The sequence below is a fragment of the Nonomuraea sp. NPDC052129 genome, from assembly GCF_040680095.1.
Taxonomy (GTDB): Bacteria; Actinomycetota; Actinomycetes; order Streptosporangiales; family Streptosporangiaceae; genus Nonomuraea.
On the sequence record NZ_JBFAVX010000001.1, the window covers coordinates 951,976 to 972,478 of the forward strand.

Genomic DNA, 20,503 nt, shown 5'->3' on the forward strand with positions numbered 1-20,503 from the left:
GAGGCCGCGCAAGGAGCGCCATGTGCACTTCGTACAGATATAGTCAATAATTCGCTTTTTACAGCGATTTGCACGCTTCCCGTGCGGCTAGAGAACCTGCTCCACGCGCCGCCGGACCCGCTTGCCCGCGACCAGCATGACGACCGCGCTGCTGTACCCGAGCATCGGCAGCAGCTGCCACACCAACCACGGCGAGCCGCCGGCCCCTATTTCCGTGATCCACGCCGTTCGCCACGCAGCCCGCGCAGGAAACGCCACAGCGCGGAGCGGGGCGGCTCCTCTTCCAGGGTGACCGCATCCGCCGACGCTGCCGGTTCGGTGTTCGCCGGGGCGTGGGCGAGTTCGTACTCGACCGGCAGGGACCGCAGCGCCCGCATGAAGGGGGAGGAACGCCATGGGAGCTGGTCGGCGGGCATCGCGAGCCGCAGCCTGTCGAGGCGATCGAACAGCCGCTCCACGGCGATCGTGGTGATGCGGGTGGCCAGCAGCCGGGCGAGGCAGGCATGCGGCCCCGCGCCCCATGCCAGGTGGGCGCGGGTGCTGCGGATGGCCTCCCGGTCGATCGCGCTGCCGAACAACGGATCGCTGTGCGCTCCGGCGACGGACAACATGACGGGATCACCCGCGGCGATGACGAAGCGCCCCAGCCGCACATCCGCCGTCGGGAACCGGAATGTGAGGTTGGCCATCGGCGGGTTGGCCAGCGCGACCCGGTTCACGGTCTCCTCGATCGTCCCCGCGGACAGGCCCGACCGCACCTCCGGATTGGTCATCACCTCGAGGATCGTGTTGCAGATCAGGCCCCCGGTCATGTCGCCGACGACCCCCGGCAGCATGAGGAGCTCCCGGGACAGCCCTTCGACGGTGAAGTCGGGATTGGCCGCGAGCATGTAGGAAGGCAGGTCGTTCCCGGGGCGGCTCATCTTGGCGGTAGACAACTCCATCATCGCGGCGAACAACCGCTGCGAGGCCGCGGCCGCCTCGGGACCGGCGTCCAGCACCCGCCAGGTGTCCATGACCACGTCATCGCCACGCGCGGTCTCGAAGCCGAAGAGCCGGTTGGCGACCATCAACGGGAGCGGTCGTGCGTACTGTGCGGACAGATCCGCCCATCCGGTACGGGATTCGCCTTCGGCCAGCAAACTGATGAGGTCGTCGGCATATCGCCTGATCGCGTCTTCCAGCAGCTGCGCCTGAGGGTGACCGCGGTCCTGGAAGGGCGCGAGCGCCGAGGTCCACGTGTCGCGGAGCCGGTGCAGCGTCATCCCGTCCTGGAAGGCCACGCTGTTGAGCTCGAACGCGGGAAGCACCGGCCAGTCCGGTGGCAGCCCGCCCTCCACCCTCGCCCGCCAGTTGTCCAGGCGCTTGCTCCAGACGTCACCCTCATTCTTCATGACCCGCAGCACTTCGGCGTACCCGAGGACCAGCCACACGGGCACCCCGAGCAGGTCCACCGGCGCGACCGGCCCGTACTTGGCGCGCAGGCGGTCATGGACGAGCGCGGGATCCGCGTCGTAGTCCCTGGTGAGCAGCGGCTCTACGGATACCGACGCCAGTGGTTCAGGGGTCGATGGGGTCCACGCGCCAGGCATCAAGGTGATGCACGACCTCTCTCTCGGTCCGCTGCTTCTGTGAGAGCGGTCGCATCCCGGCGCCCACGTGGAAGACCAAATTGGGGGTTTTGCATCACCACGCGGGCGCGAAAGGGACACTTTCCGGAAAAATCACAGCACAGCACGTGACGAGGGAGATCTGACTTCTGCTATGCGACGGAGCCGTCGACAGCTCAGCCCGCTCAGCGAAAGTCGTCGGCGTGGTCGAAGGCCCAGTCTCGGAATGTACGCGCCGGAGTTCCGGTGACCTCTTCCACGGTGGAGGTGATCAATGCTGAGTGAGGTCGCGTTTCGGCGCTGGCCAGCAGGGCCGCTACCAGGGCCGGCGGCCTGCCGTCCGCGAGCATCTGCTGCCGGGCGATCTCTACGGGCACCTTCTCGAAACGCAACGGGCGTCCGATCGCCTCCCCGATGGCGTGTACCTGCTCGGTCCTGCTCACCACCTGCGGACCGGTCAGCACGTATGTCGCACCCGCGTGCCCGTCCTCGATCAGCACGCGTACCGCTACGGCGGCGATGTCGCGCGGATCGATCACCGCGGTGGCGGCGATGTCAGGACCACGCACGACATCCGCGCCACGGATCTGCTCGGCCCACCCACGAGTGTTGGAAGCGATGGTGTTCGCCCGCAGGATCGTCCACTGCGGGCCGGACCTCTCGATCAGGCGCTCCATGTCGGCGTGGAGCTGGTTGATCGGGTCGCTCTGCCACTCGGCCTCGTCCTTCACCCCCGACGAGGAGAGGTAGACGACGCGTCGGGCCCGGCCTTGGAGCACGTCGAGTGCGGCGGAGGCGCCGTCCGTAGTGAGGAAGGGCCAGATCAGGAACACCGTCTCGACCTCGGCCAGCGCCCCCTTCAAAGTGCTCGGCCTGGACAGATCACCTTCGACCGCCTCAACCCCCTCCGGGAGCCGAGACTGCTGACCGTCTCTCACCAGCGCCCGCACGGGGGCGCCGGAGGATACAAGCTGGGCGATAACCTGCCGTCCGACGTTGCCGGTGGCACCGGTCACAAGAATCATGCCCCGGTCAGCCTGGCCATTTGCGGAAATATTCCGACTCGGTGCGTCGCTTGCGCCAGGCCGCGCCGCCCCTATGTACCGGTTCCGCAGGCTGTTTGTCGGATCGGGCTGCGAGACTCCGCGCATGCGTGATCACGAGCTCCCAGAACCAAGCCGCGGCCGGCGCCCGACATGAGCGCGTCCGAGCGGTTCAGCCTCCAGCCGAGCCCAGACAAGTGGCAGCCCGCGTGGCTCGCCCGGGGAACACTTCGCGAGCGGCGTTTCGACCTTCCTGCTGGAGTGTCCAGTGTGACCTTCGACAAGGCGCTGCTGGTGGGCGTGGACTTCTCCGGGATTCACTTCGTCTCCTTCAGCGCCCACGGCAGCCGGTTCGAAAGCTGCGACTTCTCCGGCACCACCTTCGAACAACTGTCGATGGGGGTCACTGGCGTGCGCGGGTTGTGGAAGCGCGTCAGTTGGCCGCAGTCGGTCTTCCGCGACTGTGTGTTCCGCCGCACCCGATTCGCGCCGCTCACCTTCTTCGGCAACGTCCGGTTCGAGAGGTGCGTGTTCGACGGGTCCCGGCTGAGGGACCAGACGTCCACGTCCGAAGCCGAATTCGTCGACTGCGTCTTTCTCGGCCGCGTGCGGGATGTCAACTTCTGGGGCCGTCCAACCCACGACCAGGCGGCACTGGGCAGGGACCGCAATGACTTCACCGGCAACGACTTCACCGGCGCGGAGCTCGACGGTGTCGCCTTCCAGCACATCGACCTGCGGGCCCAGCGCTTTCCCGGCCTGCCCGGCTACGCGCTCCTCGACCGGGTCAGCGCACGGGTGGAGGCGGCGCTGCCTTTGGTGGAGCGCTGGCCGGACCCACGTCACCGGGAGAAGGCCCGCTTCAGCTTGGAGTTCCTCGTGGAGAGGGCCCTCAAGTCCAACGACGACCACGCGCTGGTGAGCCCTTCGGAGCTGGGCCGGAAACTGCCGCCCGCGCTCCGCGAGGAGCTGTTCGAGGCGCTCAGAGGCACGACCAGCGATACATCCCCTGGTTGAGCCGTACCGCCTCGCGAGCCAGGTCCCGCAGGCCGGTAATGCGTTCGACCTCGAACTCGTCGAGCAGTTCCTCCTCGGCGTACTCGCGCAGCCGCGCGTCGTCCACGGCGGCGAGCGCGGCGGTGGTCTCGGACGCCGCCAGTTCAACGCCCGCCGACTCACCGTCGTCGATGACGACCTTGCTGTCACCGAACTCGCTGAGGTCACGTCCGCTCAGCTCGGCGGCCAGCGTGTCGAGATCGTCGAGCCAGCCTTTGCAGTCGACGTACGGCAGATTCAACGCCGCCGGCCCACCGGACAGGGCCAGCCGGGCGGACTGCTCGGAGTCCACCGTGAAGTAATCGACGAGAACACCCATGGGGCGCGACTCTACCGATCATGCCCGCACCGGGCGCATTGCTCGCCTCAGGCACTCAGAGGACGTCCCAGTCGAGTTCACCGTCGACCACCTTAGGCTTCCAGTAGCCGATAGAGCCGCCCTTCTCCATGGCGTCTGCGGTGGTCTTCAGCAGGGCGTAGAACGACCGGATCCGGACGCCTCCCGGCGTGAAACTCATGGAGCCCTCGTGATCGGTTTCGCCGAGGTCCTTCCGCACCGAGTCGATCACCAGGTGATCGCCCCCTCCGTCGGCGCCGACGGGGATCATTCGCCCGTCCCACCATTCCGATCGTGGATCGGAGAATTCCCCGTAACTTTCCTCCTCACCGTCGATGTCGCACAACTCTCGCCACGTGGCACGCGTTTCCTGGACGCTCGAGTACGAGTTGCCCAGGAAGCCGAAGGGCCAGGTGTCCTTGAGGTAGACGGCCCCGTCATGCCGCAGGAGTGAGGCCCGCAGATCGTCAGGGAATCGCATTCCCATATGCGCCTCCGCGGCCGCGATGGTTTTCGCGTCTCCGTTCTTGCCGAGTGTGCGATAACTCTGGGGAGCGTTGGCCTTCAACCAGTCCTCGATGCGCTGCCACTGACGGTCCACCGCCCGCTTGACCTTCGCGTCGAGTTTCCGTACGCGCGGTTCGGCGCCCACGGGCCGGCAGTCCGCGTCGGCACGGACCTGCGTTTCCTCACTCTCCGCCGACTGCTGGAACACGTAATCGGAGTCCGGACCGTGCTCCTCCTCGTTTCCGGCGAACGTGCAGGCCGTACCGCTGTCCGAGGTGTCCCCAAGGCATGCCCCCCAACTCAACTCAGATGAGGGCTTGGAGAAGACCGCGGATTCAAGGACTTGAGTACCGAGAGCCAGCATGAGAATCGCGAATCCGGCGACGGCCCAACGAGTCAGGCGGCGGCGGGTGGCATCGTCCAGCGGCTCCCTTGGCTCGCCGCGTTCGAAGAATCTGGTGAACTCGGGGCGGTCGAAGAGAGAGGGCTTTTCGGCGCCATAGCGCTGGAGATCCTCAGCGGTGGGAGTGCCGAGGATCGGGGCCGGCGGCCACTGCGCTTTCTCGCTCCGGGTCGGAATCGAACTCCGGGTCGGAATCGAACTCCGGGTCGGAATCGAAAAGGAATCGGAAGCCACCTCCTCCCGCTGGACCGGGCGCCGTCGAGAGCGCGCGATCACCACGATCGTCGCTGCCGCAATGGCCGCCAAAAGCGCGAGCCATAGCCCGCGGGATGTGATCAATCGCCGCATGTCCGGCAGATTACCCGGAATTGATCTAGACGGATGACGACTCCGCACCGAGGTGCTCGCGGTCACCCGGCCCGCGATCACGCTCCGAGGGCGAGCGCACACACCCGGGCACCTGTCATTAGGATCATTGCCGTTGCGATGATCCGGCGAGCGGAGCCTCGATGAGTGACCCCGGCGGCTTCGGCCCCCTGGTGAAGGACGAGCGCGAGGCGATCGGTCCGTACCGGATCGTGGGCCGGATGGGCGCCGGCGGCATGGGCGTGGTCTATGCGGGGGTCGCGGACGACGGCGCCCGGGCCGCGGTCAAGGTCATCCATCCGGGGTTAGCCGCCGATCCGCAGTTTCTCGCCCGCTTCGTCCGCGAGGTCGATCTCCTGTCCCGGGTGCGCGGGCGCTGCACGGTCTCGGTGATGGCCTCCGACACCACCGCGATGCCTCCCTGGCTGGCCACCGAGTTCGTCCCCGGCCCGACGATCAGCGCGTACGTACAGGACAACGCGCCACTGCCGGCGGACGAGCTGCTCTCGTTCGGCGTGGACATCGCAGAGGCGCTCACCGACATCCACCGGGCCGGCATCGTGCACCGCGACCTCAAACCCGGGAACGTGATCCTCTCCGACTCCGGCGCGAAGGTCCTCGACTTCGGCATCGCCCGAGCCCTCGACGAGAGCGGCCTCACGGGCACCGGCGCGCTGATCGGTACACCCGGCTGGATCAGCCCTGAGCAGTATCGGGGCGACGAGGCGGACGCCGCCGCCGACGTCTTCGCCTGGGGTGCGCTGATGGCGTACGCCTCGACGGGGCGCCCACCCTTCGGCACCGGAGCCCCCGACGTCCTCGCCTACCGCGTCATGAGCGTCGATCCCGACCTGTCCGAGGTGCCCACGCAGGTCCGCGACCTGGTACGAAGCTCGCTCGCCAAGTACAGGACGGCCCGGCCCACCGCGGACGAGCTGCTCGCCCAGCTCACCGCACTCAAATCGGGCACGACCCCACTCACGGCGGGCACGATCGTCATGCCGCCCCCACCCAGGTCGGACACGACCCCCACGCCGCCCCCACCCAGGTCGGGCACGGTCGTCATGCCGCCGCCGATATCACCGCCGGCCAATCGCGTGCCGTTGGGGCCGGCCGCCGCTGTCCTGGCGACGGTCGTGGCCATCGGCGCGCTGGTCTGGGTGGGCTCGGAGGGGATACCGGCGGCACTCCGGAGCCTGAGCGACCCTCCCACGTCCACACCCGCGGAGAACCTGACGCCGGACACGAGCGCGACCCCGACCCCCGAGGAGACGACGGAGACCCCGACCCCGACTCCCGAGGAGACGACCAGCACGAGGGAGACCCCTGAGGAGACGGAGACCCCTGAGGAAACGCCCGCCACAAAGGAGAAGGCGAGCGCGTCCCCCACCACACATCGCTCGGCCACCGACGTCCCGTGCGCGTCCGCGAGCTCGATCCTGCGGCAGGCCGCCACGCTGAACGGCGGCCTGCCGCAGGACGCCAGGGTCGCCCGCAAGCGGTGCGTGGGCTACTGGGTGGCGGCCGAACTAGACTCCCCGAGCGTCGGCGGCATCGACCTGATCGCGAAACGGAACGCGACCCGATTCGTCAACGCCGAGATCGGCAGTGACTTCTGCTCGCTGGAGAACGAGTCGGCACTCCTCAAGAGCGCGCCGAGCGCCATCAGAGCCTTCCTCTGCCCCAACGGCTTCGGCTGACCGGCTCCGCCAGAGACCCGTCACCTCCCAAAGGAGATCAGGTTGCACCCCGCGCTCACACGGAGGATGGGGAGGGGCCCTTTGATCGCGCGTCCCAGCGCCCGAGTGGTGCTCATCGACACGGCCGATCGGCTCCTACTGTTCTCCAGCCGCAACCGACTCGACGGCACCCTTCGCTGGTACACCCCCGGCGGCGGACTCCAACCCGGCGAGACGCATCAGGACGCGGCACTGCGCGAGCTGTACGAGGAGACCGGGCTGACGGGCGCGACCCTGGGCCCGGAGGTGTGGAGAGGACGCCCCTGGACCGTCGATCGAGACGGCGTCACCTACGAGGTACGGCAGCGCTACTACCTGGCCCGCGTCCCCGTCTTCGAGATCGACACCACCCGGATGGAGGACTTCGAAAGGACGAGCATCACCGGCCACCGCTGGTGGACAGCGCAAGAGCTGACCGATACCGCCGACCTCCTGCGACCCGCCGGGCTACCGCACCTGCTGACCGCCCTTCTCGCCGACGGCCCGCCCCGCGACCCGGTCCTTGTCGACGGCTGACGCGGTCATGTCTCCCGGCTACCGCCTGAGCACGTGATCGAATACCCGCCTCAGCAGCTCCAGCAGCTGCGTGCGCTCGGCTTCTGACAGCGGCCGGAGCAGCTCTTCCTGAACCCCGGCCAGGATCGAGTCGAGCTCCTCGAGGCGCCGCCGCCCGGCTGGGGTCAGGGTGATGATGTTGCGGCGCCGGTCGGCCGGGTCGGGCGCGCGCTCGACCAGCCCCTGGTCCGCGAGCTCGTTCACAGTGGCGTGGGTGTCGCTGCGGTCAATGCCGCAGCGCTGGCCGAGGGCGATCTGGCTGGCGGGCCCGAACTCCTCCAGCGCGGCCAGGATCGCGAAGTGGTGGCCACGGGCGTCGACGGGTGTCAGCACCTCGCCGATGAGGCGCTGCGCGTGCAGCGAGGTCTTACTGATCAACCAGCTGGGCTTGCCGCGCAGGCGGGCGGGTGCCGACTCCATGGACCGAGTCTACCGTTGGCGCGCCCCACGATTATGGTGCTACCGTTGGCCGGGCCAACGTTGGGTTGGCCAACCAATTTCGAGGTATGCCATGACCACGACAGTCGGCTCCGCCCGGCACCCCTCTGATCCCCCGCTTCCCGATCCGCGCCGCTGGTGGGCGCTGGCCACGGTCGCCACAGCCCAGCTCATGGTCGGGATCGACCTGATGATCGTGAACATCGCGCTGCCCTCCGCGCAGCGATCGCTGTCCATGTCCGACCCCACCCGCCAGTGGGTGATCACCATCTACGCCCTGTGCTACGGCGGCCTGCTGCTCCTGGGCGGCCGGCTGTCGGACCTGTTCGGCCGCCGCCGCAGCCTGCTGATCGGGCTGGCCGGCTTCGCCCTGGCCTCTGCCCTGGGTGGCGCGGCCACCGGGCCGGCGACGCTGCTGGCCGCCCGGGGCCTGCAAGGTGCCTTCGGTGCCCTGCTGACGCCTGCCGTCCTCGGCACCATGGCCGCCTCCTTCCCGCTGCCCGCCGAGCGGGGCAGGGCCTTCGGCGTGTACGGGACGGTGATGGGCAGTTCCTCCGGCCTGGGCGTACTCCTGGGCGGAGTCCTGACCGAGTACCTGGACTGGCGCTGGTGCATGTACGTGAACATCCCCATCGCTTTGGCCGCCGGCGCGGGCGTGCTCTACGCCGTCCGCTCCGCGCCGGTCGGGTCCAGACCCCGGGTGGATGTGGGGGGCGCATTGCTGGCAACCGCCGGCCTGATGGCGCTGGTGTACGGCTTCTCGCGAGCCGAGATCGACGGCTGGGGCGCGGCCATCACCTTCGGCCCGCTGACCACGGGAGTCCTGCTGCTGGCCGTCTTCGCGTGGGCCCAGCACCGGGTCGACCATCCGCTGCTGCCGCCGCGCGTGATCCTCGACCGCCACCGCGGCGGCTCCTACCTGGCCGTGCTCAGCCTGGCGGTGGGGATGTTCGCCGCGCTGTTCTTCCTCACCTTCTACCTGCAGAACGTGCTCGGCTACCCGCCCGTACGCGCCGGACTGGCCTTCCTCCCCCTCACCGCGGGCCTCATGCTCGGGGCGCGGACGGTCGGCCGGCTGGTGTCCCGTGCCCCGCTGCGCGCACTGCTGACCCCGGGGCTGCTGACCCTGGCGGTCGCGCTGGGCCTGCTCGGCCTGCTGCGGGTGGACAGCGGCTACTGGCTTCATGTACTGCCGGTGCTCTTCCTGGTCGGCCTGGGCACCGGCTGGGTGCTGATCACCGCCAACAGCACCGCCACCCTCAACGCGGGCGCCGACACCTCCGTCGCCGGCGCCGCCGTCATGACCGCCCAGCAGATGGGTGCCTCCCTTGGCACCGCGCTGCTCAGCACCATCGCCGGTACGGCCGCGGCCGGCTACCTGGCGGCCCATCCCACCGATGTCGACGAGGCGACCGTGCACGGGTTCACCGTGGCGAGCCTGTCGGCCGCCGCCTTCCTCTGCCTGGCCGCGCTGGCGGTCTTCCTCATCACCGGCAGAAGGGATCGTCGTGGGCTCACCCCTGGGGCTTGAGGTCGAAGACCGCCTTCCCCGTCGGCCGCCGCCGCGCCGGACCGGCGCTTACATTGGGCCGCTCGCGCGGATGGTGGCCGGTCCGTGGCCGTACCAGCGGTGGATGGCTCGCCGCAGGGCCCGGGGGTCGGTGAAGCCGACCCGCGCGGCGATGGACTCCACGCTGAGCGTGGTTTCCCGCAGCAGGCGGTCCACCCGTCGTTGGCTCAGCTTCTCCAGCACCTCTCGCCAACTGCTGCCCTCGTCGCGCAGGCGGCGCTGGAGCGTACGGGGGCTCATGGCCAGTCGCCGGGCCACTTGGTCAAGGCCCGGCGGGCCGTCGGCGACCGCGGACTCGAGCGCGGCGTGGAAGCGGTCGAGCCAGCCCCGCACCGGACGGGCGGCCGCGGTGGACAGCTGCGCGTGGTTGTCCAGGATCGCGGCGAGCGCGGGGTCGGCGCGTGGCAGGGGCGCGTCGATGTCGGCCTCGGCGAACGTGATCGACGGGTGGGCTGCCTCGTACTCGACATGCCTGGTGTCGTACAGCGCGACCAGGCGTTCGGGGGCGGTCGCCGGGCGGCGCGGCAGCCCCACCCACACCGGTGTGAGCCGCCGACCGGCCCCCGAGCCGGCCAGCATGAGCAGCATGTACGGCACGAACTCCGCGATCATCGCGTATTCGGGGTAGTCGCGGTAAGGACCCTCCCAAGCGACTGTCATCCCGCCCTCGTGGTGGGTGACCGTGAGCCGGTCGGCCGGATCGTCGACCGCGAACCGATCCGCTGGCCGGGCGGCGCCCGCGTCGCCTTCTACGTGGGCCTGAACGTCGAGCACTTCATGATCGACCGCCCCTCCACCAGCATCAACGAGGCGACCGCGACTCTCGTACCGGATCCGCTCAACTACGGCTGGCGCGACTACGGACCACGGGTGGCGATCTGGCGCGTCATGGAGGTACTCGACCGGCACGGCATCCGAGCGAGCGTGCTGCTCAACGCCGACGTGTGCGAGCGGTACCCCCAGATCGTCGAGGCGGGCAACGCCCGCGGCTGGGCGTGGCTCGCCCACGGCAAGAACAACTCCACCCTCCAGGCCGACGTCGACGACGAGCGCGCCTACCTGACCGAGGTCGTCGACACCATCGAGAAGGCCACGGGGCGGCGGCCGCGCGGCTGGCTGGGTCCCGCGCTCACCGAGACGTTCCAGACGCCGTCCCTGCTCGCCGAGCTCGGCCTGAGCTACGTGCTGGACTGGACCAACGACGACCAGCCGTACCGGCTGAACGTCCCGGGCATGCTGAGCGTGCCGTACTCACTCGAACTCAACGACCTGGGCATCTTCACCATGCACGGCAGGAGCGGCGCCGACTTCGTACAGATGGTCAAGGACCAGGTCGACCAGCTCTGTGCCGAATCCGCGGAGAGCGGGCGCGTCATGGCGCTGGCGCTGCACCCGTTCGTCATCGGCCAGGCGTTCCGGGCGAAGTACCTCGACCAGGCGCTCGAGTACATCGCCAACCGCCCCGACGTATGGCTGACGACCAGCGACGAGCTCGCCGAGCACTACGTCAGGTTCCCAGGACGCTGAGTCCATGAGGTTGAGCGAGGGAGTAGGAAGTGTGGGTCAGCGGAAGTCGGTGGTCACCTTGGCGGGATCCGGCGCCTTGACCGACACCTTCGCACCCCACCCGCTGTAGCGGCTGTCCACGGCGATCATGGCCTGTCGCCCGGTCTCCGTAGCCGTGAACTTGCTCTGCACCCTGCTCACCAGACCCCCCGAGGTGAGCGTGAGGGTGTAGTAGACCTTCGTACTGTCGAACGAGTTGTCCGCCTTCGCGCCCGCCCACCAGGCCGAGGCCCGCTTGAGGTCCTTGAAGGTGATCGTGCCGGTGATGGAGTTCTTCGTCGACTTGCCGTGCTTGATCAGCGCGGCCAAGGTCTTGGGCTCGGCCGGGTTGAGAATCTGGCCGTAGGAGTCGGGCACGCCGTACCTCTTGACCTTGTACCAGGTCTTGCCCTCCGGAAGCACCATGGGCATGACACCGCCGGTGTGGTACGTGATATTGCCGATGCCGACGGCCCTTTGCCGCCCGTAGGTGTCGTCGTCCCAGTGGATGTTGATGTCGAACGCGGCGACGCCCTTCTTGTCGAACTGGAAGACGCCCTTGCGGTCCTGGACCTCGCTCTCCTCCGTACCGTTCGACCAGGCGACCGTTTCGGTGAAGCGCACGCCGTGCCCGGGTACGAGCTGGGCCTTCAGCGCGCTGACGGGATCCTTGGTCGCCGCCTGAGCGGGGACGGCAACCGCCGATAAGGCGGCTGATAGGGCGGCGCCGGCCGCCAAAGCAGTGATCATCTTCTTCATGATCAGCGATGATGCCGGAGGCGGATCACAAACGGGGCACGGTCGGCGCGGGCTTGCACCCTGCGTCTGCTGCCCGGCCGGGAGCAGGAGGCGATCAACGAACTCCGGGCCATCGGCTGCCACCCAGGTGGTCCATCGCCGGATCCGCGAGCCGTGGGCTGACATCGGGAAACGAACCGTCTCCGAACAGAACGCGCGCCGCCAAAGCCCGACCGGCGCGACCACGCAGCAGCGTCACCACAACCTCTGCCGCGGTAGGAGATCGGATACCGGCGAACACACGGCGCAGCAACAGGCGACCTCGGAACCGGGCCCGCAACACGCCTCCGTCGTACCGGCTCAAGACGCTTTGATCGCCGGTACGCAGGTACCCGGCGGCGACCGCCGCGGCCCATTCGGACATGCGTAAGCAAGGGTCCAAACCGCCGGCCGTCAGCGGCGACACCGCGCCCGCCGCGTCGCCGACGAGCAGCCCGGCGGGGCACGCCAGCCGTCGCAGCACACCACCGACCGGGATCGGACCGCCTCGACGCTCGACCGGACCGGTCGGCGCCGCACGGCCGGGCGCGTTCGCGGCGAAAGCGTCCAGCAGGTGACGGATGCCGGTGCGCATCGCGGCCGGATATCCCGCGACGCCGACATGCGCGTACCGGCCGTCGTCGATGACCCATCCCAGGTACCCCGGAGCGACCCGGGGGTCCAGCACACAGTGGAACGCCGGGGTGGCCGTGCCAGGCGCGATCGGGTGCACGATCTCGGCGCCGAGCAGGGAGTTCCGGTTGACATCGAGGCCGAGATCACGGGCCACCCGGGAGCGGGCGCCGTCCGCGCCGACGATGAACCGGGCCGTCACCGGTTCCGCATCCGCGAACCGCACCAAACCCCTCGATGCGCCGACATACCGTACGCCCAGCAGGACCCGCGCCCCCGCCGACTCCGCGGCGCGCCGCGCGTGCTCGTAGACGGCCGCCATGTCGGCCACGCGGTACTCGTCGCGGTCACTGGTGAGCCGGATCGGTGCCCGCCGCGAGGGCGGATACAGCAGCACATCCCGGATACCGGGCCCGAGCAGATGGTCCGGCAGGTCGAAGTCGTCGAGGGTGCGCCGTACGAAGATCCCCGTCGTACGGATGCCCGCTGACAGCGACCTGCGGCGGTCGACCACCAGCACCTTCAGTTCCCGTCGCGCGAGCGAGCGGGCTGTGCGCAGCCCGGCCAGACCCGCACCCACGACCAGTACATCGACGGCCTGCATACCCGCGACGGTAGGCGTGGCACCTCACCCATACGCCCGTTTGCACGCTATCTGCCCCGTATCTTCACGCGGCCGCCACACTCAGCGGGCTTTGGCCAGTGACCACACGCATACCGCCATGACCAGAGCGGCCAGCCCGCCGCAGATCATCACGGTGGAGACCGAGAAGGCGTCGACGACGCGCCCACCGACGAACGCGCCGAGGGCGAACGTCGCCTGGAAGGAGGAGGTGAAGACGACCGTGGCGGCTTCGGGCGTGTGCGGGGCGGCGGTGATGAACGAGGCCTGCGAGCAGACGGGCACGCCTCCGTAGGCCAGGCCCCAGACCACGAGCAGCACCACGGCGCCGACGGTCGTGCCGCCGATCGAGGGCAGCAGCAGGGTGGTGGCCGCGATCAGGCAGCCGCAGGTCACGAAGGCGGCTCGCAGATGTGTGGCGGTGGCCTTGCCGGCCAGGAAATTACCGGCGATTCCGGCGATGCCGTACGCCAGCAGGACGGCGCTGACCGCCACGGGAGACAGGCCGGTGACGTTCTGGAGGAACGGCGTGACGTAGGTATAGGTGCCGAAGTGGGCCAAGACGATTAGGAAGGTGGCCAGCAGGGCGATACCGGCGCCCCGGGCGCGTAGCAGGTCGAGCAGGACACGTGGGCTCGTGACCTGGCGGGCGGGCAGCGGCGGCAGCAGCATCACCAGGGCGGCCAGGACCACGATCGCCAGCGCGGCCAGGACCAGGAACGCGGTTCGCCAGCCGGCGAGGTCGCCGATGAAGGTGCCGGCCGGTACGCCGAGCACGGAGCCCAGCGGCACGGCGGAGAAGATCACCGCGGTGGCGGTACCGACGGCGTGCGGCGGCACCAGACGGCCGGCCAGCCCCGCCCCGATCGACCAGAAGCCGCCGATGGTGAGGCCGACCAGCACTCTGGAGATCAGCATCACCCAGTAGGAGGTCGCCACGGCGGCCAGCACGTCGGCCACGGCGAGCACCGCCATGAAGACGCACAGCATCACCCGGCGGTCCAGGCGCGCGGTGGTCAGCGTGACGGCGGGTGCGGCGACCGCGGCGACGATGCCGGGCAGGGCCATGGTCAGCCCCGTGGTGCCGTCGGAGATGCCGAAGTCGGCGCCAATGGCGGTCAGCAGGCCGATGGGCAGGATTTCGCTGGTGACGATGGCGAAGATGCCCAGCATGAGCGCGGTGACCGCGAGCCAGCTGATGAGGGGCGGGCGTGGCGGGGCCAGGGTGGTGGTTGACATGGTTCCCGTTCAGGCAGGTGCACAGGACTGAGACACCCAGCCAAGCAGTCATGAAGCCGCTGACACTGGCACGTTTCAGACTCAACCATCACCTTTGCGGCTTTGGCCTCAGGCGTGCGCGCTGCTCATCTCCCATGGCGCCTGCGGGAGGACCTCGCCGGTCTCCAGCAGCGACTTGAGGTTCGCCAGCACGGCCGGCCATCCGTCCGAGATGCCGGTGAGCATCTCCTGGTTGGGAAGATTCTCGTGGGTCACGGTGAGGCGGACGATGTCCTGGTGGGGTTCGACGAGGAAGGTGACGACCGACGGCTCTCTCGGCGCTTCGGTGTCGGGGGCGTCGTCGAAGGTGATGACCAGGCGCGTCGGGGGTTCGGCCTTGATCACTCGGCCGACGACGTCGATGACGCCTGATCCGTCGGCGCGCCGGTGCTCCCAGGTCGAGCCCGGCTGCCAGTCCGAAACGTTGGCGTGTCCCCAGTACCGCGCCGTCAGGTCCGCGTCCGTCAGGGCTTGCCACACCTGCTCCGCGTTTGCGCGGATGTAGGTGACATAGACGTAGGTGGGTACTTCGGTCATGGCGTACTCCTCTGCCTGGTTCTTGATGGCACTGATCGCTTGCAGGCGGGGCTTGTCGAACCCCGAGATCCAGCGCTCCTCGATCTCATGGATCGGTGTCGGGTTGAGATAGTGCAGCCGCTCCCGTCCGCGTCGTACGACGGTGACGAGGTTGGCCCGCTCAAGGATGTCGAGATGCTGTGTCGCCGACTGGCGCGCCATGTTCAGGCGGTCGCACAGCTCGCTCAGTGTCTGGCCGTTGTGCTCGCGCAGACGGTCGAGCAGGAGTCGTCGGGTGGGGTCGGCCAGCGCTTTGAAGACCGAGTCCATCGCTCTCGCTTCGAGGCTCATGCCTCCATTATGCAGGTATTTGCCTGCATAATGTCAATGGCGACTCTCACCTCACCGCCGGAGCCCGCCCGCGCGCGTCCATTCGGCCGTACCACCAGGTGAGGCCGGCCGCGGCCACGACGAACACGGCCGCCAGCGGCGCGAGAAGCGCGGCGCCGGCGGCGTCGAGCGCGATCCCGCCGGCCGCGCCGGACAACGAGACCGCCAGGTACAGCGCGGACTGATTCAGCGAGGCGACCAGAAGTACCCGACCACCAGGTTCCCTACTGTGCCGCCCACCCCGAACACCAGCAGCAACACGGCCAATCGGCCGCCCTGACCGCCGGTGGCCGACTCGTACACGGCGCCGCAGCGGGTGGCCACCTGATCACGAGAGCTGTCCGGCACGGGTCAGTCGGCAACTCCTGATCTACGCGGGAAGCCACGATGGCCACCACGGCAGAACGCAGTCACCTGGCGTACCCTCGGTGGCCACGTCGTACAGAACCATCGCTACCGGCCCAGCGGCCGAGACGACGATGGTAAGAGCCAGCAAGATGAGTTCCAGCCAGATGCGGCCGGTCAGCCGGGGAAGCCGGGCCAGCAGCTGGAATGGCAGCGAGACAAGTGCCGACAGCGCCGAAATGACCGGGAAGAGGATAGTCCGGCCCAAGTCCCAGAAGAGTCCGGCGAACTTTTCCCCCGAACTCAGGTCGCCAAGGCAGTAGAGCTGCGACCTGGCCACCAAGCGAATATCGAAGAAGGTCCCAATTGTCGCGCATGCTATAGCGATGATCAGCGGGAACGCGCACCCCGCCATCCAGCGCAGGTCGCCGGCAGGCGGCGTTCTTCGATCGATCACGTCGCAATACAAGCAGCCGCCTATGCGGACAATGCGCAGCAAATGCAAGGATCCGGTGCAGCAGGTTTCACCGATGGTTCCCGGGCCGCAATCGATGCCGCTGTCGAGACGCCTCAGCGCATGCGGGTGGACTGTTCGAAGCCACTCAGTATCGCGGTGAGCCCCGGCTCGAAGTGGTCGTCGAGGGTGGTGGCGTCGGCGGCTTCGGCGAGCAGGTTGTAGTCGGGGCTGCCGGGCTGGGGTTTGCGGCTGCGCTGGTCGGCGCCGAGCTTGGTCACGGCGATGGCGAGGGTGTGGCCGATGGTGAACTCTCGCAGGCAGCGGATGATGCGCAAGCCCTGCGCCGGCGGGATGCCGGCGTCGCTGAGCTTGGTGAGCATCTTCACGCCGGTGTCGATGGAGGCTGGTGAGCGTACCGGGCGGGTGGCGAACAGTGGCACGGCGTGGGGGTGGCGCAGGAGTGTGTCGCGCAGGCGCAGGCAGTAGTTCTGGGCTAGTTGGCGCCAGGGGCCGTCCCAGGGCAGAGTGTCGACATTGACCTCGGTGAACAGCGTCTCGGCGACGCCGTCGAAGAGGTCCTCCTGGTCGTCGTAGTGACGGTAGACGGCCATCGGGTCGAAGCCGACGGCGGTGCCGAGCTTGCGCATGGAGAATTTACGCAGGCCATGGGCGTCGATGAGGGCGAGCGCGGCGGCGGCGAGGTATTCGCGAGTGAGGGTGGGCCGGGTGGGCGGCTCTGGCAACCTGACCGGTGGGCTGGGGTCGGCCGTCATGGCTGGAAGCCCTCCAGGATCTTCGTAAGCGTCGTGGTGAACTCGTGCGGGTGCTGCATGAATGGGACATGGCCGCCGGGGAACTCCTGGCAGGGTACGCCAAGGCGCTCAGACAACAGGTGTGCGGGCGCATGGTACGGCTTGCCAACACTGTCGCGGCCGGTGGCCAGGCACCAGGGCGCCGTGGTGGCGGCCGGCGCGGTCAGGTCTGGCTGGTAGTCGAAGCAGAACGCGGGCAGTTCGCGGCGCAGGGTCAGCTCGGCGTTGCGGAGCTGGCGGGTCATCACGTCCGGCGTACGTCGGGTGATCTTTCGTACCAGGCCGTCGGCGGCGAGCATGAGGTGAGTGGCGGCGGCGATCGTGGCTTGGCCTGATGGCGACAGGAACACGCGCGGCGGGTCCGGTAGCGTCATCGCGCCGAAGGCCGCGTAAGCGCGCATCAGGTGACCGTCTCGGGCGAGGCGGCCGATGTGTTCGATCTCGCGCCGTTCGGGGCTGTCGGGAGCGAGGAGTTGTACCAGCGGCGGCTCGTGCACCACCGCGCCCAGAAGGCGGTCCGGGTGCCCGATCACCATCTCCAGGGCGATGATCGCGCCCGCGCTGTTGCCGAAGACATAGGCGCGTTCCATGCCGTAGTGGTCGAGGACGGCGACCGCGTCGTCAGCCTGCCGGGCAACCGTGATCGAGGCACCGGGATCGGTGAACGGGCTGCGCGAGTTGCCGCGCCGGTCGTAGGCGATCACGGTGAAGCTCCGGGCCAGGAGCGGGATCACGTCCGCGTACATGCCGGCGTCGCCGCCGCCTCCGGAGATCAGTAGGAGCGGGGGTCCGTCGCCGGTCCGCTCGACATGCAACCGCGCTCCGGGCGCTTCCACCGCATCTACACTGTAGTTCATGTCTACAGTGTAGATGGAGTCCAGCCGTCTCAAGAACGGCCCCGAGTGGGGTGTTCAGGAGAGGGGATGACCTGGCGAAATAGGCGAACCCAAAGATCGCTGTGACGGGTTTGGTGTTCAATGATCCCGGAAATGAAAGCCGTGCTTTCCCGAGCCGTCAGCATGCTGGGCCTCAAGAACGAGCGACTTCGCGCCAATCACCCGACATCGGGAAGCTCTAAGCCCTCCCACTCGCCCCAGGGGGAATGCCACGATGACGCACTGGTTCCGCAGCCACTGGGCCGACGAGGACACCTGGTTCTACATCGAGGCCGATGACGAAGGCTGGGTGACCCGGCAGATCGAATTCCGCGGCCCCGACGAGCAGCCTTTCGCCGCCGTCTCCCTGGCCGAATGGCAGACGGCTTTCGAGAGCGGAGAAGTGGCACGATACGGAGCTTTCTACGACCGCATAGCCGAGCAACCCGTCCATGAATGGGAAGGTCATAACCCCCAGCCGCTGACTCTTGACGCTTTCGACGAAGCGTGGGCAAGGGCCCACGACAGTCTCAGCGGTCCGGACTACGGAACCAGCCCTCTTCGAGTTCGTGATTTCGGGACCTGAGAAGAACCTCGCCCGGCCGCGATGTGCGGGTTTTGTGGAGATTCCCCGCAATTGCGGTTACGGCACCGCGGCGCTGTCATGATCTCGGTGGCCCCCCACCGATGGGATTTGCGATGTCTCGCTCACTCGTGCTGCTGGCCGCCTCGCTCTGCGTGGGCGGTCTCGCGGCTCTGGTGTACTTCCACGACTCTGACTTCGTGCTCTTAAGGGAACATTTGCACCATCCGTTCGCGCTCGGTGTGCTGGCCTGCGTCCTGATGGCGTTGGCCGCCGTCGGGCTGCGGTGGAGGTGGTTACGCGTCGTGATCGTCCTCCTTGCCGGGCTGGGCGCGAGTGTCGCGCTGTTCGGGGGATTGCTCGCCATTGGGTTCTCCTCTGCCGAGGAGGTCGGCTTCGTCGACGGACCGCCCCCGTACAGGATCCGGCTCCAGCGATCGATGGCGGGTCTCGGGCCGGACATGGTGATGTCGCTCAGCGTCCGCAATGACGGCGGGTTGCTCAGCAGGGAGTGGCATCTCGGCTGCTTCAACGACGACGTCCCCGACGACACCTTCGACTCGGTCAAGTGGACGGGACCGAGTTCGGTTGAGATCCGGGTGGCCGACGGGCGGACGTTCCCTGTGGCCTTGGATCCCGGCTCGGGCCGGCCCCAGGCCACCGCCACTCTCAATTGTTAACGGCGGCTCCACAAGCCACTGGCAGCACAGCTCTCCGATTCCGGCATGCCCATCGAGAACATCTCACGATCGCGGCTGGGTTTGACAGTTGATCTCGTATGCACGACATTGATCGTCCCTCCGACCAATTTCCAGGGGATCGTGATGAAGCGGACCGTCGTGGGTGCAATCCTGATCGCGGGACTGGCACAGCTCGTCGCCACCCCCGCGCAGGCAGCACCAAGGATCGACCCGGTAAAAGCGCTCCAAGCCGCATTGACCCGCGGTAAGGGCGTCAACATCGTGTCCACCGCAAAGGTTGATCAAGGTCGCGGCTTCTACTACACCGTGGACGTGGACGGCACGGTCGGGTTCGGACCGCAAGGCGAGACCGCCGCTGATACGTCCCAGCGCCTGCGGTTCAGCAAGACGATGATGAGCGGCCTGAAGAAACTCGGCATGGCGGAGGACGCCGCCCTGGAAGAGATGCCCCTGAGGGTGATCTCGTCAGGCTACGACGACTACGTCTCAGGCCCCCAGTTCGCCGACGCGCTGCCACAGGGCACGAACTGGGTGCGCTACTCCGCCACCGATCAGCCTGTCAGCAACCCGCCGCTGGAGGTCTTGGAGCCCGCCACGCTCAAGGCGCTGCTGGCCCACCGCACGTCCTGGCGGGACGGGTTGGTGAAGGGCACGATCAAGGCCGACAAGCTGGTTAAGGTATCCCGCTCCTTCGCCTCTCGTTTCCGTGGCTACTCCATCAGCAAGCCCGTCAGCACCATCTCCTACACCCTCCGGCTGAGTGCGGCCGGACTGGTGGAGCGGGTTACGGCCAGGGGCGTCCTGCGCCACTGGAAGGGTTCCCTGCTCCGTGTCGAGTCGGACACCCGCTACTCCGCTTGGGGGCGGGAGGTCACCGTTCTGCTGCCGCTGAGAGGCGAGGTGCTCGACCAGGAGCAACTCGAGGGCAAGGTGCCCTACCAGGTGCCTGGCGCCTGGAATTAGCCCCGCATCCTGCCGCCGGTGTTCAGGTGCCGGGATGGGCGGTGGTCCAGCCGCGTTCGAGCAGGTTGAAAATTGCGTTGGCGGCCTGTTCGGGGGCCGGGTGGCGACGCGGCCCACCTCATGCCGCCCTTCGGTATCGGCGTCAACCTCGCCCTGATCGACGGCAGCGACCTGGCCACCGCCATCGCCACCCACCCCGACCTCGACCAGGCCGCTGCCGCGTACGAGAAGATCATGCTGCCCCGGTCGGAGGCCGCCGCCCAAGCCTGCGCGGAACTGATGGACACCCTGTCCGAGAACTCCACCACCGACGTCGACAGCGTGCGACGCACCCTCAACGACCGCATCCGCCAAGCCCAGGCCACCACCCAGCGATAGAGAC

General features: G+C 68.2%; 23 protein-coding genes. 9 read left to right on the forward strand and 14 right to left on the reverse strand.

Translation table 11 applies throughout. The features are described from left to right. Positions 1–206: 206 nt before the first annotated feature. Entirely contained in the window at positions 207–1,592 is a 1,386-nt protein-coding gene (locus tag AB0L53_RS04450) for a cytochrome (RefSeq protein ID WP_363990062.1), read from the reverse strand. Positions 1,593–1,795: 203 nt separating this feature from the next. After that, a complete protein-coding gene (locus AB0L53_RS04455) occupies positions 1,796–2,635 on the reverse strand; it encodes an NAD(P)H-binding protein (protein WP_363990065.1) in 840 nt (279 codons plus the stop codon). Positions 2,636–2,923: 288 nt separating this feature from the next. On the opposite strand from AB0L53_RS04455, the gene AB0L53_RS04460 reads away from it, so the two are divergent. Continuing rightward, positions 2,924–3,670, forward strand: a complete 747-nt coding sequence (locus AB0L53_RS04460; RefSeq protein WP_363990068.1) for a hypothetical protein — start codon at positions 2,924–2,926, stop codon at positions 3,668–3,670. Here the strand turns inward: AB0L53_RS04460 and AB0L53_RS04465 are convergent. Next, a complete protein-coding gene (locus AB0L53_RS04465) occupies positions 3,636–4,028 on the reverse strand; it encodes a hypothetical protein (RefSeq protein WP_363990071.1) in 393 nt (130 codons plus the stop codon). The genes AB0L53_RS04460 and AB0L53_RS04465 overlap by 35 nt on opposite strands. A gap of 55 nt (positions 4,029–4,083) precedes the next feature. Further along, on the reverse strand, positions 4,084–5,304 hold the full coding sequence (locus tag AB0L53_RS04470) for an SMI1/KNR4 family protein (RefSeq protein ID WP_363990074.1): 1,221 nt from the start codon (positions 5,302–5,304) through the stop codon (positions 4,084–4,086). Between the two features lie 161 nt (positions 5,305–5,465). On the opposite strand from AB0L53_RS04470, the gene AB0L53_RS04475 reads away from it, so the two are divergent. Together AB0L53_RS04475 and AB0L53_RS04480 are read left to right on the forward strand one after the other, a co-directional pair. After that, a complete protein-coding gene (locus AB0L53_RS04475; protein WP_363990076.1) occupies positions 5,466–7,022 on the forward strand; it encodes a serine/threonine-protein kinase in 1,557 nt (518 codons plus the stop codon). A gap of 81 nt (positions 7,023–7,103) precedes the next feature. Continuing rightward, positions 7,104–7,577: an NUDIX domain-containing protein gene (locus AB0L53_RS04480; RefSeq protein WP_363990078.1), complete on the forward strand. Its 474-nt coding sequence runs from the start codon at positions 7,104–7,106 to the stop codon at positions 7,575–7,577. Positions 7,578–7,595: 18 nt separating this feature from the next. On the opposite strand, the gene AB0L53_RS04485 is transcribed toward AB0L53_RS04480, so the two are convergent. Further along, complete coding sequence (locus AB0L53_RS04485; RefSeq protein ID WP_363990081.1) at positions 7,596–8,036, reverse strand: MarR family winged helix-turn-helix transcriptional regulator; 441 nt, start codon at positions 8,034–8,036, stop codon at positions 7,596–7,598. A gap of 91 nt (positions 8,037–8,127) precedes the next feature. On the opposite strand from AB0L53_RS04485, the gene AB0L53_RS04490 reads away from it, so the two are divergent. After that, positions 8,128–9,585, forward strand: coding sequence for an MFS transporter (locus AB0L53_RS04490; protein ID WP_363990083.1), 1,458 nt, complete (start codon positions 8,128–8,130; stop codon positions 9,583–9,585). A 48-nt stretch (positions 9,586–9,633) separates the two neighbouring features. On the opposite strand, the gene AB0L53_RS04495 is transcribed toward AB0L53_RS04490, so the two are convergent. Then, positions 9,634–10,284: a helix-turn-helix transcriptional regulator gene (locus tag AB0L53_RS04495; protein ID WP_363990085.1), complete on the reverse strand. Its 651-nt coding sequence runs from the start codon at positions 10,282–10,284 to the stop codon at positions 9,634–9,636. Between the two features lie 9 nt (positions 10,285–10,293). Here AB0L53_RS04495 and AB0L53_RS04500 point away from each other — a divergent pair, with 9 nt between their 5' ends. Then, complete coding sequence (locus AB0L53_RS04500) at positions 10,294–11,151, forward strand: polysaccharide deacetylase family protein (RefSeq protein ID WP_363990088.1); 858 nt, start codon at positions 10,294–10,296, stop codon at positions 11,149–11,151. 36 nt (positions 11,152–11,187) lie between these two features. On the opposite strand, the gene AB0L53_RS04505 is transcribed toward AB0L53_RS04500, so the two are convergent. The 8 genes from AB0L53_RS04505 to AB0L53_RS04540 all read right to left on the reverse strand — a co-directional run bounded on the left by AB0L53_RS04505 (position 11,188) and on the right by AB0L53_RS04540 (position 17,856). Next, on the reverse strand, positions 11,188–11,928 hold the full coding sequence (locus AB0L53_RS04505; protein WP_363990091.1) for a hypothetical protein: 741 nt from the start codon (positions 11,926–11,928) through the stop codon (positions 11,188–11,190). A 94-nt stretch (positions 11,929–12,022) separates the two neighbouring features. Further along, the gene (locus AB0L53_RS04510; RefSeq protein WP_363990093.1) at positions 12,023–13,183 is read right to left on the reverse strand and encodes an NAD(P)/FAD-dependent oxidoreductase; all 1,161 of its coding nucleotides are present in this window, start codon (positions 13,181–13,183) and stop codon (positions 12,023–12,025) included. A gap of 81 nt (positions 13,184–13,264) precedes the next feature. Next, positions 13,265–14,440 (reverse strand): MFS transporter, encoded by a 1,176-nt coding sequence (locus AB0L53_RS04515; protein WP_363990095.1) that lies wholly within the window; start codon positions 14,438–14,440, stop codon positions 13,265–13,267. A gap of 108 nt (positions 14,441–14,548) precedes the next feature. Beyond that, a complete protein-coding gene (locus AB0L53_RS04520) occupies positions 14,549–15,346 on the reverse strand; it encodes a metalloregulator ArsR/SmtB family transcription factor (RefSeq protein ID WP_363990098.1) in 798 nt (265 codons plus the stop codon). 225 nt (positions 15,347–15,571) lie between these two features. Next, positions 15,572–15,733, reverse strand: a complete 162-nt coding sequence (locus tag AB0L53_RS04525; protein ID WP_363990101.1) for a hypothetical protein — start codon at positions 15,731–15,733, stop codon at positions 15,572–15,574. Between the two features lie 22 nt (positions 15,734–15,755). Continuing rightward, entirely contained in the window at positions 15,756–16,187 is a 432-nt protein-coding gene (locus AB0L53_RS04530) for a hypothetical protein (RefSeq protein ID WP_363990103.1), read from the reverse strand. Positions 16,188–16,300: 113 nt separating this feature from the next. Continuing rightward, entirely contained in the window at positions 16,301–16,960 is a 660-nt protein-coding gene (locus AB0L53_RS04535) for a TetR/AcrR family transcriptional regulator (RefSeq protein ID WP_363990106.1), read from the reverse strand. Beyond that, positions 16,957–17,856: an alpha/beta hydrolase gene (locus AB0L53_RS04540; protein WP_363990109.1), complete on the reverse strand. Its 900-nt coding sequence runs from the start codon at positions 17,854–17,856 to the stop codon at positions 16,957–16,959. The genes AB0L53_RS04535 and AB0L53_RS04540 overlap by 4 nt, the downstream gene beginning before the upstream one ends. Positions 17,857–18,109: 253 nt before the next feature. Between AB0L53_RS04540 and AB0L53_RS04545 the strand changes: the two genes are divergently transcribed. From AB0L53_RS04545 to AB0L53_RS04560, 4 genes are all read left to right on the forward strand, one after another. Next, positions 18,110–18,460, forward strand: a complete 351-nt coding sequence (locus AB0L53_RS04545; protein WP_363990112.1) for a hypothetical protein — start codon at positions 18,110–18,112, stop codon at positions 18,458–18,460. A 113-nt stretch (positions 18,461–18,573) separates the two neighbouring features. Then, complete coding sequence (locus AB0L53_RS04550) at positions 18,574–19,137, forward strand: hypothetical protein (protein WP_363990115.1); 564 nt, start codon at positions 18,574–18,576, stop codon at positions 19,135–19,137. A gap of 144 nt (positions 19,138–19,281) precedes the next feature. Continuing rightward, on the forward strand, positions 19,282–20,121 hold the full coding sequence (locus tag AB0L53_RS04555) for a hypothetical protein (protein ID WP_363990117.1): 840 nt from the start codon (positions 19,282–19,284) through the stop codon (positions 20,119–20,121). A 120-nt stretch (positions 20,122–20,241) separates the two neighbouring features. Continuing rightward, a complete protein-coding gene (locus AB0L53_RS04560) occupies positions 20,242–20,499 on the forward strand; it encodes a hypothetical protein (RefSeq protein WP_363990120.1) in 258 nt (85 codons plus the stop codon). The last annotated feature ends 4 nt before the right edge of the window (positions 20,500–20,503 follow it).

Bases quoted from the DNA above. Each gene is read 5' to 3' on its own strand.
- AB0L53_RS04475 (WP_363990076.1), top strand. From the start codon at position 5,466: ATGAGTGACCCCGGCGGCTTCGGCCCCCTGGTGAAGGACGAGCGCGAG.
- AB0L53_RS04550 (WP_363990115.1), top strand. From the start codon at position 18,574: ATGTCTCGCTCACTCGTGCTGCTGGCCGCCTCGCTCTGCGTGGGCGGT.
- AB0L53_RS04455 (WP_363990065.1), bottom strand. From the start codon at position 2,635: ATGATTCTTGTGACCGGTGCCACCGGCAACGTCGGACGGCAGGTTATC.
- AB0L53_RS04450 (WP_363990062.1), bottom strand. From the start codon at position 1,592: ATGCCTGGCGCGTGGACCCCATCGACCCCTGAACCACTGGCGTCGGTA.
- AB0L53_RS04520 (WP_363990098.1), bottom strand. From the start codon at position 15,346: ATGAGCCTCGAAGCGAGAGCGATGGACTCGGTCTTCAAAGCGCTGGCC.
- AB0L53_RS04535 (WP_363990106.1), bottom strand. From the start codon at position 16,960: ATGACGGCCGACCCCAGCCCACCGGTCAGGTTGCCAGAGCCGCCCACC.
- AB0L53_RS04540 (WP_363990109.1), bottom strand. From the start codon at position 17,856: ATGAACTACAGTGTAGATGCGGTGGAAGCGCCCGGAGCGCGGTTGCAT.
- AB0L53_RS04490 (WP_363990083.1), top strand. From the start codon at position 8,128: ATGACCACGACAGTCGGCTCCGCCCGGCACCCCTCTGATCCCCCGCTT.
- AB0L53_RS04470 (WP_363990074.1), bottom strand. From the start codon at position 5,304: ATGCGGCGATTGATCACATCCCGCGGGCTATGGCTCGCGCTTTTGGCG.
- AB0L53_RS04515 (WP_363990095.1), bottom strand. From the start codon at position 14,440: ATGTCAACCACCACCCTGGCCCCGCCACGCCCGCCCCTCATCAGCTGG.
- AB0L53_RS04555 (WP_363990117.1), top strand. From the start codon at position 19,282: ATGAAGCGGACCGTCGTGGGTGCAATCCTGATCGCGGGACTGGCACAG.
- AB0L53_RS04510 (WP_363990093.1), bottom strand. From the start codon at position 13,183: ATGCAGGCCGTCGATGTACTGGTCGTGGGTGCGGGTCTGGCCGGGCTG.
- AB0L53_RS04495 (WP_363990085.1), bottom strand. From the start codon at position 10,284: ATGACAGTCGCTTGGGAGGGTCCTTACCGCGACTACCCCGAATACGCG.
- AB0L53_RS04505 (WP_363990091.1), bottom strand. From the start codon at position 11,928: ATGAAGAAGATGATCACTGCTTTGGCGGCCGGCGCCGCCCTATCAGCC.
- AB0L53_RS04465 (WP_363990071.1), bottom strand. From the start codon at position 4,028: ATGGGTGTTCTCGTCGATTACTTCACGGTGGACTCCGAGCAGTCCGCC.
- AB0L53_RS04485 (WP_363990081.1), bottom strand. From the start codon at position 8,036: ATGGAGTCGGCACCCGCCCGCCTGCGCGGCAAGCCCAGCTGGTTGATC.
- AB0L53_RS04560 (WP_363990120.1), top strand. From the start codon at position 20,242: ATGCCGCCCTTCGGTATCGGCGTCAACCTCGCCCTGATCGACGGCAGC.
- AB0L53_RS04545 (WP_363990112.1), top strand. From the start codon at position 18,110: ATGACGCACTGGTTCCGCAGCCACTGGGCCGACGAGGACACCTGGTTC.